Below are 12103 nucleotides of genomic sequence, written 5' to 3'. Positions count from 1 at the left end.
TATTTTAAAAAGGGATAAATAATGCATAAAAAAAGCGGCTAAAAAGCCGCCTTATATTTTTACCAACGATTTCCGCCGCCGTTACCACCACGGTTGTTTCCACCACCGTAGCCGCTACCGCCGCCTCTATTGTTGTTTCCTCCGTAACCTCCTCCTCTGTTGTTGTCAAAGCTTCTTCTTGGCTTTTCTTCTCTTGGCTTAGCTTCAGATACGTTCAACTCTTTTCCGTTGAATTCTTTCTGGTTAAGAGCTTCGATAGCTTGCTTTCCTTCTTCATCACCCATTTCTACAAAACCGAAACCTCTTGAACGGCCAGTTTCTCTGTCTGTAACGATTTTAGCTGATGATACATCACCAAATTCTGCGAATAGATCGTGCAACTCATATTCTTTAGTTGCGTAATTGATGTTTGAAACAAAAATGTTCATTTTAAATAAAAATTAAATATTAATAAAAATTTGATATATAAGAGAAAAACAACATAAATTAATGAACAAATATTGATTCCAAATATAAACGTATGCAAGATACAATTAATAAATTAAAATCAAAGTTTTTTTTCAAGTATTTCTCACTTCTGATTGAATTCACACCTTAATTTTATTAATTATCATCAATTAAGTATTGTTATTCAATAAATTTTTACCGAAATTCGCTTAAAGTTAAAGTTAGTTAACATAATAAAAAACAGTTTAGAAATCCTCCCGAAACAGCAAATATAACCCAATATAATCACTATGCCTATTATAATAAACCTTGATGTGATGATGGCCAAGAGAAAAATGTCACTGAATGAGCTCTCAGAAAGGATCAATCTCACCCTATCGAACATCTCAAACTTAAAAACCGGGAAAGCCAAGGCCATCCGTTTTAGCACCCTGGATGCTATCTGTAAAGCACTCGACTGCCAGCCCGGAGATATTTTGGAATTCCGGGAATAATCCGGATTGAATATTACATAAATTTGTATTCCTAATCACTATACCTATTATATATGATACATACCACCAATTACACCAATACTTTTATTGAAATCGCTGACGACTGCCCGGTATCAAAGGCTGAAATACCTCCCGAGAAGAAAGTAAAGACGTTGGCCAGTCTTCAGTATGAGCAGATTGTAAAAGAACCCTACCGGTATTCTTCCGATGATATTGTTTTTGATTGCCATACCGTAAAAAATGATATTTCTGATAGTGAAAAGCCACAGGCAAGAATTGATTTCTTCTCTAAAGGTCAACCCTGTCTCAGATCCTCCCCTTTGGCCAAACGTTACGGATTCGGAATTCATCATAATGAGGATAGCAAAGTAGCCGTTTTTCCTGCTGAAAGTGACGAGTACGAGAAGTTTTTACATGATAACTCTATCAAAAAAGTAAAAGCCATGCGCTCCAAGAAAATATGATTGAGAAAATGAATCATTTCCTTCAGATCAGTAAATACAGTTTCCTTGATAAACCCAGTTTTTAACACTAAATTTGTGAAGCAAATTATTAAAAGATGAACTACCATACCAGAAAATGGGTAAAACCCGAAGACCTGAACCCGAATCATTCTCTTTTTGGAGGAAGACTTTTGCAGTGGATTGATGAAGAAGCGGCATTGTATGCCATTATTCAACTTGAAAATACAAAAGTGGTAACGAAATTTATTTCAGAGATCAATTTTGTAAGTTCAGCCAAACAGGGAGATATTATAGAAATAGGGATTGAGGCCACTCACTTCGGTTCTTCTTCCGTGACCTTAAAATGCGATGTAAGAAACAAAATGACCCACCAGACCATTATCACAGTAGACAAAATCGTAATGGTGAACCTGGACAGTGAAGGAAATCCTGCACCGCACGGAAAAACACAGATTGAATTTGTAAAAGACAGACTGAGCAAGCCATGAAAATTTTCATCAAAAACATGGTGTGCAACCGCTGTATTTCCGCAGTAGAAAAAATATTCAGCGAGGCAGATGTCAAAATACATTCTGCCACTTTGGGAGAAGTCGAGACTGAAACGGATATTCCAGCTGAAAAAATGCGGGCTGTAGAACAAAACCTCCTTGAAACAGGCTTTGAAAGAATCATGGATTCTACCCATCAGTTGGTTGATAAGATCAAAAACAAGATCATTCTAAAAATCAGTGAACTGGATATTGATGAAGATTTTCTTCTTTCAGAGTTTTTAAGTTCAAAGATCCATAAAGATTACAGCTCCCTTTCCAAAACCTTTTCCCAAAACGAAAATATTACCCTGGAACAGTTTTTTATCCTTCATAAAATTGAAAAGGTAAAAGAGCTGCTTCTTTATAATGAATTTACCCTAACCGAAATTGCCGGAAAACTAGGCTATAAAAGTGTTCAGCACCTTTCTTCCCAGTTCCGTAACATTACCGGTTTTACCCCTACAGAATTCAAAAAACTAAAGGATCATCAAAGGAAAACCCTGGACAGCTTTTAAGTTGGAGAGTCGGAGGGTTTTAGAGTTTGAGTGTGGGAGAGTTTGAGCGTAAACGTGTTTTAAGTTACTCAACTCAGTTACTATGATAATAAAACATCAAAAGTCCCTATTCTCAAACTTTCCAATTTATATACACTCTTCCACTCTCAGACTCTAAAACCCTCCCACTCTAAAACCCTCCAACTCTCAAAACTCAGCCCCGGCAAAATTCTATAACTATTATCCTTAAATTTATAACAGCCTTAGCCATTCATTTTGGACATTTGTACTATAAATTCAAGGATCATGAACAGACAATATAATATACTCGGAATGACGTGCTCCGGTTGTCAGAAAAAAATTTCTGAAAAACTCAACAGTGTTGAGGGAGTAACAGCCGATGTCAATCTGGAAACCCATACCGCAACCATCACTTCCGATAAGGAAATTGAACTTTCAGTTTTAAATAATGCTTTAGGAGATAAATACAGACTGGAAGACCCTAAGAAACCAGAAACTGCATTTGTAAAGCCTCAGGACAGGGTTTCCCCGTCTTCAGTCTATTACTGTCCGATGGAATGTGAAGGTGATAAAGTATACTTCAAGCAGGGCGAAAGATGTCCGGACTGTAAAATGTATCTGGTTCCCATCGAGGAAAAACATGCTAAAGACCCCAATCATAAACCGACGTATTCATCAACCCATCTTCCGGAAAACTTCAAAGATAGTGTAGGAAAGCACTACTGCCCGATGTTTTGCGAAGGAGATAAAGTCTATGATGAAAAAGGCGATTGCCCGGTCTGTCATATGCATCTGGAAGAGATTACCGAAGATTTAGCAAAAAATGCGGCTTCTCATAATCACCAGCAGACTCATTCCCATCATAATCATCATGACCACAGCCATCATCATGAAGCACCAAAAGTCACCGATGATATGGCAGGAAAGTATTACTGCCCGATGTATTGTGAAGGGGATAAAACCTATGATTCCAACGTAGGATGTCCAGTCTGCGGAATGGATCTGGTGAAATATCCCGAAAAGAAAACCGCAAAATATACCTGCCCTATGCATCCGGAGATCATTCGTGACGAACCCGGAGACTGCCCGATCTGTGGAATGGATCTGGTGAGAATGCCTGACAGTGAAGGTGATGAAGAGGATGAAACTTACAATATTTTAAAAAAGAAATTCCTTATTTCTCTGGCCTTTACCGTTCCTGTTTTTATTCTTTCAATGGGTGGAATGTTCATCAATTTCCCTTTTTCTCATAACATACAGGGATTCATCGAGCTTGCCCTTACCCTTCCGGTTCTGTTTTATTCAGGATGGTTTATTCTGAAAAGAGGCTGGGTTTCATTCAAAACCTGGAACTTAAATATGTTCAGCCTGATTGCTTTAGGTGTTGCCGCAGCATTTATATTCAGTATTGTGGCATTGGCTTTTCCGGATATTATCCCTCATGAAATCAGAGGGCACAATCATGAAATTCCACTGTATTTTGAGGCAGTCTGCGTGATTTTAACTCTTGTTATATTAGGACAACTGATGGAAGCTGCAGCCCACAAAAAAACAGGAAATGCCATCAAGGAACTGATGAATCTTTCTCCGGACGAAGCCAATCTTATGGTGAATGGAGAAGAAAAAAGAGTATTGCTTTCTCAGGTAAAAATCGGAGACCTTTTAAAAGTAAAACCGGGTGAAAAAATCCCTGTTGACGGAAAGATTACTGAAGGCACTTCTTTGGTAGACGAAAGTATGATCACCGGAGAACCTGTACCTGTAGAGAAAAGTATTGATGACAAGGTTTCTTCAGGAACCATCAACGGGAACAAAGTATTCATTATGAAAGCTGAAAAAGTTGGCGATGAAACCCTTCTTTCCCAGATCATTAAAATGGTAAATGAAGCCAGCCGAAGCAGAGCTCCTATCCAGAAACTGACTGACAAAGTTTCCAAAGTTTTTGTCCCTGTTGTGATTCTTATTGGTGTTCTTACCTTTGTTTTATGGCAGTTTTTTGGACCCGAAGGTAAGAGAAGTTTATTTGCTTTCGTGAATGCCGTTGCGGTTTTAATTGTAGCCTGTCCTTGTGCACTTGGTTTAGCCACACCCATGTCTCTGATGGTAGGAATCGGGAAAGGAGCCAAAAGCGGTATCCTGATCAAAAACGCAGAAGCCCTGGAACAAATGCATAAAGTAAATGTTCTGATCACCGATAAAACGGGAACATTAACAGAAGGAAAGCCGTCTGTAGAATATATTGAAACGTCTGGAAACGGAGACAAAAATGAAATCTTAAAACTGGCTTTTTCACTTAATCAAAACTCAGAACACCCGTTGTCAAATGCGGTGATCAAAAAAGCAAAAGAAGAAAATTTAAACGCTGAAAAAGTAGATCAGTTTGAAAATATTTCAGGAAAAGGAGTTCAGGGAAATATCAAGGGAAAAACGGTTTATTTAGGAAACGAAGGTCTTTTAATCTCCAACAACCTTTCCATCCCACAGGAATTAAAACAAAAAGCGGTGGAAGTACAGTCGAAGGCACATACCATTTCTTATATTGCACAGGATAAAAATGTGTTGGGCTTCATCAGTTTTACCGATAAGATTAAAGATACTTCCAAAAAAGCAGTTCAACGCCTGATGAATGAAGGAATTGATGTTATCATGATGACCGGAGACAATGAGCATACCGCAAAAGCAGTTGCTGACGAACTGGGAATCAAGCATTATAAAGCAGGCTGTCTTCCGGAAGATAAGCTGAATGAGGTGAAAAAACTTCAGCAGCAAGGTAAAATCGTAGCGATGACCGGCGATGGGATCAATGACTCCCCGGCTCTGGCTCAATCCAATGTAGGAATTGCAATGGGAACCGGAACTGATGTTGCGATGGAAAGTGCAGAGATTACATTATTAAAAGGAGATATTTTAGGCGTCGCAAAAGCCAAACTCTTAAGTGAAAAACTCCTTAAAAACATCAAAGAAAATTTGTTTTTCGCCTTCATCTATAATGTATTGGGGATTCCGGTAGCGGCAGGATTATTGTATCCTTTCTTTGGAATATTATTATCACCCATGATCGCAGCGGCAGCCATGAGTGTCAGTTCACTGTCTGTTATTCTGAATTCACTGCGTTTAAATTCTGTAGATCTGGATGCGGATGTAAAATAGAAAGTATGAAAAAAGGAAGTCTTTACATTGGATGTTCGGGATTTTATAATAACGACTGGAAAGGGTCGCTATATCCTGAAAATGCCCAAAGTAAAGACTTTCTTACTTTATATTCCGGGGTTTTCAATACGGTGGAGATCAATTCTACCTTTTACAGAAAACCTACCGCCAAAACTCTTCTAAAATGGCATGATGAAACGCCTGATGACTTTAAGTTCTTCATCAAAATTCCGAAAGCCATTTCCCACGAAAAACGTCTGAAAGAAGCCAAAGAAGATATTTCGGAATTTTGCACCCACATTCAGACTCACTTACAAGAAAAGCTTTCCGGGTTTCTGTATCAGTTTCCACCTTCCTTTAAAAAATCACAGGAAAATATGGACTTGATTATTTCCAGTCTTGATTTTAAGTATGTCAACGTCATTGAATTCCGCCATGAATCCTGGTGGACCGATGAAATTTTTACTTTTTTAAAAGAACATCAAATTATATTTTCCGGGGTAAGTTTTCCGGGAAACTTTCCTGAAGATATAATCATCAATCATCCTGAAATTTTATATTACAGGCTTCATGGAAAACCTGTTCTTTATAAATCAGAATACAGCGCTGAATTTATTGATGCTCTTGCGGAAAAAATCAAACATTCAGAACGAAAAGCATTTATATTTTTCAATAACACGTGGGGAAATGCTGCCATTAATAATGCGCTGTATCTCAAGAAAATTCTAGACTAATTATTTATTTTTCTATTAAAACATCTACATTAATCGAAGGCTCTCCTGCTGAGAACTTTTTCCATTCTCCAAAATAATTTCTGTAATAGGTATTTTTAGAAAACGCGAAAATATTTCCTCCTAAAAAAAACCTTCCTTTAAAATCTTCAGAAGCCCTTACGGAAACAAAGAAATCCCCATTCAACCAAATACTTTTATCATTTAAATCTAAAGAAATGGTATTGTCCCGGATGTATTCTTTGGTTATCGTGAGCTTCAACGTTTCATTCATCACCGATTCTCCGGGAAAATCACCTGCGGAGTTTTGAATATCGAAGATCAGGGTAACAGGCTGCTCAATTTCAAATATGGCTAGATTGAGATTAATCTTTTTTACTTTTAGTTTTCTTTGGTTTTTGATCTTTATCGCATATTCTCTGAAAATTTTCTTCGGATCCTGCGAATCATAACCGCAATATGATCTTTTTGAATTTTTGGTACCAAAGTTCTTTTGAACATATTTTTTGGGAACAATATTCACATTTTCAATTTTAACTGCTCTTTTACTGAGTGAAATATCATATTTGGATAAAGCTTCAAAATCTGAAATCTTGATCTTAAAAGGTTCGTATCCGTTTACCTCTACTTTCAATATTTTATTTTTATCTAAACCTGTAAAATCAATGAGATACTTTCCTTCCTGATCGGTAATACTTCCGGTGTCTTCATTCTCAATTCCAATTCTGGCATCTGTAATAGGCTGATGCTTTTCCGAAAAGATGGTTCCTGAAATCTTCTGAGCAGATAAATTGGCTGTAACCAGAAGAATAAATAGATGTTTAAAATTCATCATATAAAATAATTCCCGAATATAGGAAGAATAAGAAAACCTCAATACAAATAGAAAAAATAAATGGATTTAGTATTTATAAATGTTAAAATTAAAGAATACAAAAACATAATCTACAAACCCGGCATTCTATCCGAAATATGCTTTAAAATAAAGTCCTTAAAATAAACTTAAAAAGTAAAAATTTAACAATTGATGGCATATAATTTGTTAATATTTCAGCATTATTTTAACGATTTTTAACTATTTAAATCTCCATTATCTTTATGAAAAAAAAATTTGGGGAAAAGTCAAGAAACATGACTTTTCTTGGGATGACTGCATTGATGAGTGCGGCCTCAATGGTATTCAACAGCTGTAATGACAAAACCGATGTGAAAGAATCTGCTCAGATGACTTCACAGGAACATCCCACCGTACAAACGGTCCCCCAAATAGATGATGAGAGCGTAGAAACCGATAAAAGAATTATCTACCTTACCTTTGATGACGGGCCCAACCAGGGAACGGAAAACCTTCTTAAGATCTTAAACAAAAGAAACGTTTGTGCCACTGCCTTTCTGGTAGGAAAGCATGCCTATGGAAGCAAAAGACAGAAAGATGATATGGAGCTTCTGAAAAGCAATCCTCTGATCGAACTGGCCAACCACAGTTTTACTCATGCCCACAACAAATACACAGATTTTTACAAAAATGCTGATGCCGTCGTCCGTGATTTTGACATCGCAAAAGACAGTCTGAAACTTTATGATAAAATAGCCAGAACTCCGGGCAGAAATATCTGGAGACTGAATAATATTAATGTGACAGACATTAAAGGATCAACTGATGCCGCCAACGGTCTTAGAAAAGCAGGCTACAAAGTAATCGGATGGGATCTTGAATGGAGACCTTCGCAAAAAATGACTTTGAAAGGCAGCCACGAAGCGATGATCAAAAAGGTAGACAGCATCTTCCTTAATGATCTGGAAAAAACATCCAGACACCTGGTTTTCCTTACGCATGATCAATATCTGAGAGACGCAGATTCTATCAATGAGCTGGATATGTTTATTGAAAAACTGCAGAAAAGCAACAAGTTTGTGTTCAGAAAGATCTCGCAGTATCCGAAGATTAATGATATACTTAATTAATGTAACAATGTAATAATCTAACAGTGTAACAATCTATTAGTGTAGCAATTTATCAGTGTAACAGTGTAATGATTTAGCAATGTAACAATTTGGTGATGATGGAATAAATTGTATTGCGGGTAAACTGGCAACTGGCAACTAGCAACTAGCAACTAGCAACTAGCAACTAGCAACTAGCAACTAGCAACTAGCAACAAATATACACCGGCAACTCATAAACCAGCAACTGTCAACAACAATTTTACAGATTCATTAGTTTTTTCCTTTTATAATTCAGAAATTTGCATTTATGGGTATTCAAGAAAATTATACAGCAATAAAAGATCAGCTTCCGGAAGGAGTTCAGCTGGTAGCGGTTTCAAAAACACATCCGGTTGAGGCTGTTCAGGAGGTTTATGATCTGGGACAGAAAGTTTTTGGTGAAAATAAAGTTCAGGAGCTTATGGAGAAATATCCGCTCCTGCCTAAAGATATCGAATGGCATCTGATCGGGCATCTGCAGACGAATAAAGTAAAATATATTGCTCCGTTCATCGATACCATTCAAAGTGTGGACTCTGAGAAACTTCTTGCAGAGATCAGTAAAGAAGCAGGTAAGAACGACAGAACGATTAAAGTACTGTTGCAGGTAAAAATTGCAGCTGAGGAAAGTAAATTCGGGCTTGAGATTGATGAAGCGAAAACCCTGTTTCAAAAATATATTGATGGAGAGTTTTCCAATGTTGAAATAACCGGACTGATGGGAATGGCGACATTTACGGAGGATAAAGATCAGGTAAAAGAAGAATTTTTAATTTTAAAAGGGCTTTTTGATGAATTAAATCAGTTAAAAACACTTAAAACATTATCTATGGGAATGAGTGATGATTTCCCGGCTGCCATTGAATGCGGTGCCAATTCTGTGAGGGTTGGATCTGCTATTTTTGGGAGAAGAGATTACTCAAAATAGTATATTTAGGTATGGTTTTTGCTAATAATTGAATCAAAAAATCTAAATTTGCAACTATGCAAAAAATCCTTATTGTAGAAGACGAAAAAGCAATCTCGGGAGTATTACACAGTATTCTTTCTGATGAACTTACCGATTACGAATTTGTTATCGCTGAAGATGGCCTAGAAGGCTACAAACAGATAGAAAAAGAAGATTTCGCATTGGTGATCTCTGATATCAAGATGCCTAAACTTTCCGGAACAGAACTTTTAAAGCAAAGTATGATCCTAAAGCCTGAAAGCACATTCATCATGATCTCGGGCCACGCAGACATCGACTCTGCTGTTTCCTGTTTAAAGGAAGGCGCATATGACTTTATTTCCAAACCTATCGACATCAACAGACTGATTACAAGTGTGAAAAATGCTTTAGCCAAAGAAAGTCTGAAAAAGGAAAATAAAAACCTCCAAACTGAAAACAAGACCTTAAAAAGAAAGGTCAACAAAAAATACCAGATGATCGGTGATTCTCCTGCTTTGAAAAAAATCCAGGATATGATCGAAAAAGTAGCTGTTTCTGACGCGAGAGTTCTGATCACAGGACCCAACGGTGCTGGAAAAGAATTGGTAGCTCATGCAATTCACAACCAAAGTGAGCGTGCAAGAGGTCCGATGATCGAAGTGAACTGTGCGGCTATTCCATCTGAACTTATTGAATCTGAACTTTTCGGACACGTAAAAGGTTCTTTTACGGGTGCTATCAAAGACAAGCAGGGAAAATTTGAGCAGGCTAACGGCGGTACCATCTTTTTGGATGAGATCGGAGATATGAGTCTTATTGCTCAGGCTAAAGTCTTGAGAGCATTGCAGGAAAGCAAAGTTTCTCCTGTGGGAAGTGATAAGGAAATAAAAGTTGATGTAAGAGTGATTGCAGCAACCAATAAAAACATGCAGAAGGAAATTGAGGAAGGAAAATTCAGGGAAGACCTTTACCACAGGCTTTCTGTGATTGAAATCTATGTTCCACCATTGGATGACAGAAAAGATGATATCAAATTGTTGGTAGACCATTTTTCCGGTATGATTGCCGATGAACACGGTACTGCTGTGAAAAAATTTGATGATAAAGCGATTGATGCGCTTAAAGTGCTTTCATGGACTGGAAATATCAGAGAACTGAGAAATGTGGTGGAAAGATTAATTATTCTTGGCGGAAATTCTGTTTCCGAGGAGGATGTTGCAAGTTTTGTAAGGAAATAATTTAATTGAACATTAAATATATTATAACAATTTGCAGTAGCCTTACTGCAAATTTTTTTTTGCCCTATTTTTAAATATTAAACTATATATGAATCATAAAATATTATGAGCTTTTTAAACAAAAACTACACGAAAGAATGCCTGACTCTGGCTCTACCTGTAATGCTTACGCAGGTAGGGCAGGTCTCGGTGAATTTGTTCGACAATATTATTGTCGGAAAACTTTTAGGTGCAGATGCCCTTGCTTCTGTTTCACTGGGAAACGCTGTGTTTTTCTCTGTGTTTGTATTGGCACTGGGATTTTCATTTGCTATTCCTCCGCTGGTTTCTGAAGCACACTCCAAGCAGGACCACGGAACTATTAATTCTGTATTCAGTCACGGATTTGTGATCAATATGTCTGTAGGAATTATTTTAATGGCAGTCTTGCTTTTAGGCATGCCACTACTCTATCATTCCGGGCAGCCGGCGAAGATCATTCCCAATACGGTAGATTTCCTGGGCATTATGGCGATCAGTATGATTCCTTTTATGGCATTTCAGACACTTCGTGAGGTGTCTGAAGGACTTTCCTATACCATAGGCGTAACTAAGGCAACGATCATTGCGAATATCATCAATATTGTCCTGAACTATGTTCTGATCAAAGGAATCTGGATCTTCCCTGAGATGGGGGTAAAAGGTTCAGCTTTAGCAACATTGATTTCCAGAATATTCATGGTTGTATTCCTGTATGTCGTGTTGGTGAAAGAGAAAAAAACAAGAAGATATATTAAAGACTTTTCTTTAAAAATTCAGGTGTTCTCCAAAAATATGTTCGATAAAATGGTGAAACTGGGTCTGCCTACGGCTTTACAGATGTTCTTTGAAGTAACGGCTTTCGCAGGTGCTGCGTTTATCTGCGGACTGATTTCAGCTCACGATATTGCCTCTCACCAGATTGCCTTGAGTATGGCTTCATTCACCTTTAACCTTTGTGTAGGATTCAGTGTGGCCTCAACAGTCATGATCGGAAGGAAGCTTGGTGAACAGAATTTCGTTGAATTAAGAAAAGTCGGGATCAACAACCTGAAGATTTCTTTTATTTTCATGTGTATCTGCGGATTGTTCTTTGTTCTGGGAAAAAATATCCTTCCGACTTTCTTTACTAAAAAAGAGGAAGTTGAAGTGATTATGCTGGCTTCAAAACTAATGATTATCGCTGCCTTATTCCAACTTTCAGACGGAATTCAGGTGACGGCTTTAGGAATGCTGAGAGGTCTTCAGGATGTAAAAATACCATCCATCTATACTTTTATCGCGTACTGGGTGATTACGATTCCTTTAGGATATTTCCTTTGTGTCACTTTAAAAATGGGTGCTTTCGGAATGTGGATCGCTTTAGGATTGGGACTTACTGTTTCTGCGGTTTTCCTGGTGAAACGATTTCTCAATATGTCTGCGAAAAGAATTAAGCAGAATTAAGGAGTTGGAAGCTGGAAGAGGGAGGTTGGAAGCTACTATTGGGCTTTTTTATTCCTGATAGTCTGATGAAAATAGATGAACAATTAACGTTCTATTAAAACCGGGCTGTAACTGTTCCTGAAGTTGAACACACTGCTCTATTCCCGATTCGAT

At 37.6% G+C, this 12103-nt stretch carries 12 protein-coding genes; 10 read left to right on the top strand and 2 right to left on the bottom strand.

Features of this window, described 5'->3' with window-relative positions; all coding sequences use genetic code 11:
• Window positions 1–59: 59 nt before the first annotated feature.
• Window positions 60–428 carry an RNA recognition motif domain-containing protein gene (locus tag IW22_RS14660; RefSeq protein ID WP_034727704.1) on the bottom strand — a complete coding sequence of 123 codons (369 nt, stop codon included), beginning with the start codon at window positions 426–428 and terminating at the stop codon, window positions 60–62.
• A gap of 309 nt (window positions 429–737) precedes the next feature.
• On the opposite strand from IW22_RS14660, the gene IW22_RS14655 reads away from it, so the two are divergent.
• The 6 genes from IW22_RS14655 to IW22_RS14630 all read left to right on the top strand — a co-directional run bounded on the left by IW22_RS14655 (window position 738) and on the right by IW22_RS14630 (window position 6334).
• A complete protein-coding gene (locus IW22_RS14655; RefSeq protein WP_034727699.1) occupies window positions 738–941 on the top strand; it encodes a helix-turn-helix domain-containing protein in 204 nt (67 codons plus the stop codon).
• 53 nt (window positions 942–994) lie between these two features.
• Window positions 995–1405 carry a DUF6157 family protein gene (locus IW22_RS14650; RefSeq protein ID WP_034727698.1) on the top strand — a complete coding sequence of 137 codons (411 nt, stop codon included), beginning with the start codon at window positions 995–997 and terminating at the stop codon, window positions 1403–1405.
• A gap of 95 nt (window positions 1406–1500) precedes the next feature.
• The gene (locus IW22_RS14645) at window positions 1501–1893 is read left to right on the top strand and encodes an acyl-CoA thioesterase (protein WP_034727696.1); all 393 of its coding nucleotides are present in this window, start codon (window positions 1501–1503) and stop codon (window positions 1891–1893) included.
• On the top strand, window positions 1890–2450 hold the full coding sequence (locus IW22_RS14640) for a helix-turn-helix domain-containing protein (RefSeq protein WP_034727694.1): 561 nt from the start codon (window positions 1890–1892) through the stop codon (window positions 2448–2450). Before IW22_RS14645 ends, IW22_RS14640 begins: the two co-directional genes overlap by 4 nt.
• 285 nt (window positions 2451–2735) lie before the next feature.
• The gene (locus IW22_RS14635) at window positions 2736–5600 is read left to right on the top strand and encodes a heavy metal translocating P-type ATPase (protein WP_034727691.1); all 2865 of its coding nucleotides are present in this window, start codon (window positions 2736–2738) and stop codon (window positions 5598–5600) included.
• 5 nt (window positions 5601–5605) lie between these two features.
• Window positions 5606–6334, top strand: a complete 729-nt coding sequence (locus IW22_RS14630; protein ID WP_034727689.1) for a DUF72 domain-containing protein — start codon at window positions 5606–5608, stop codon at window positions 6332–6334.
• A 4-nt stretch (window positions 6335–6338) separates the two neighbouring features.
• Here the strand turns inward: IW22_RS14630 and IW22_RS23690 are convergent, their stop codons facing one another.
• Window positions 6339–7166, bottom strand: a complete 828-nt coding sequence (locus tag IW22_RS23690; RefSeq protein WP_081873956.1) for a carboxypeptidase-like regulatory domain-containing protein — start codon at window positions 7164–7166, stop codon at window positions 6339–6341.
• A 263-nt stretch (window positions 7167–7429) separates the two neighbouring features.
• Between IW22_RS23690 and IW22_RS14620 the strand changes: the two genes are divergently transcribed.
• From IW22_RS14620 to IW22_RS14605, 4 genes are all read left to right on the top strand, one after another.
• Complete coding sequence (locus tag IW22_RS14620) at window positions 7430–8296, top strand: polysaccharide deacetylase family protein (protein WP_034727687.1); 867 nt, start codon at window positions 7430–7432, stop codon at window positions 8294–8296.
• Window positions 8297–8585: 289 nt separating this feature from the next.
• Window positions 8586–9245 (top strand): YggS family pyridoxal phosphate-dependent enzyme, encoded by a 660-nt coding sequence (locus tag IW22_RS14615; RefSeq protein WP_034727686.1) that lies wholly within the window; start codon window positions 8586–8588, stop codon window positions 9243–9245.
• Between the two features lie 56 nt (window positions 9246–9301).
• On the top strand, window positions 9302–10486 hold the full coding sequence (locus tag IW22_RS14610; RefSeq protein ID WP_034727684.1) for a sigma-54-dependent transcriptional regulator: 1185 nt from the start codon (window positions 9302–9304) through the stop codon (window positions 10484–10486).
• Between the two features lie 105 nt (window positions 10487–10591).
• Window positions 10592–11950: an MATE family efflux transporter gene (locus IW22_RS14605; protein WP_034727682.1), complete on the top strand. Its 1359-nt coding sequence runs from the start codon at window positions 10592–10594 to the stop codon at window positions 11948–11950.
• Window positions 11951–12103: the final 153 nt, after the last annotated feature.

Origin of the sequence: Chryseobacterium sp. JM1 (assembly GCF_000737715.1) — a bacterium.
GTDB lineage: Bacteria > Bacteroidota > Bacteroidia > Flavobacteriales > Weeksellaceae > Chryseobacterium.
The sequence above is the reverse complement of the archived record's forward strand: the minus strand, read 5'-3'. Positions and strand labels throughout refer to the sequence as shown.

Excerpts from the sequence above, each read along its gene's own strand:
- IW22_RS14610 (WP_034727684.1), top strand. The coding sequence starts at position 9,302 with ATGCAAAAAATCCTTATTGTAGAAGACGAAAAAGCAATCTCGGGAGTA.
- IW22_RS14655 (WP_034727699.1), top strand. The coding sequence starts at position 738 with ATGCCTATTATAATAAACCTTGATGTGATGATGGCCAAGAGAAAAATG.
- IW22_RS14645 (WP_034727696.1), top strand. The coding sequence starts at position 1,501 with ATGAACTACCATACCAGAAAATGGGTAAAACCCGAAGACCTGAACCCG.
- IW22_RS14640 (WP_034727694.1), top strand. The coding sequence starts at position 1,890 with ATGAAAATTTTCATCAAAAACATGGTGTGCAACCGCTGTATTTCCGCA.
- IW22_RS14630 (WP_034727689.1), top strand. The coding sequence starts at position 5,606 with ATGAAAAAAGGAAGTCTTTACATTGGATGTTCGGGATTTTATAATAAC.
- IW22_RS14650 (WP_034727698.1), top strand. The coding sequence starts at position 995 with ATGATACATACCACCAATTACACCAATACTTTTATTGAAATCGCTGAC.
- IW22_RS14620 (WP_034727687.1), top strand. The coding sequence starts at position 7,430 with ATGAAAAAAAAATTTGGGGAAAAGTCAAGAAACATGACTTTTCTTGGG.
- IW22_RS14660 (WP_034727704.1), bottom strand. The coding sequence starts at position 428 with ATGAACATTTTTGTTTCAAACATCAATTACGCAACTAAAGAATATGAG.
- IW22_RS14605 (WP_034727682.1), top strand. The coding sequence starts at position 10,592 with ATGAGCTTTTTAAACAAAAACTACACGAAAGAATGCCTGACTCTGGCT.
- IW22_RS23690 (WP_081873956.1), bottom strand. The coding sequence starts at position 7,166 with ATGATGAATTTTAAACATCTATTTATTCTTCTGGTTACAGCCAATTTA.
- IW22_RS14635 (WP_034727691.1), top strand. The coding sequence starts at position 2,736 with ATGAACAGACAATATAATATACTCGGAATGACGTGCTCCGGTTGTCAG.
- IW22_RS14615 (WP_034727686.1), top strand. The coding sequence starts at position 8,586 with ATGGGTATTCAAGAAAATTATACAGCAATAAAAGATCAGCTTCCGGAA.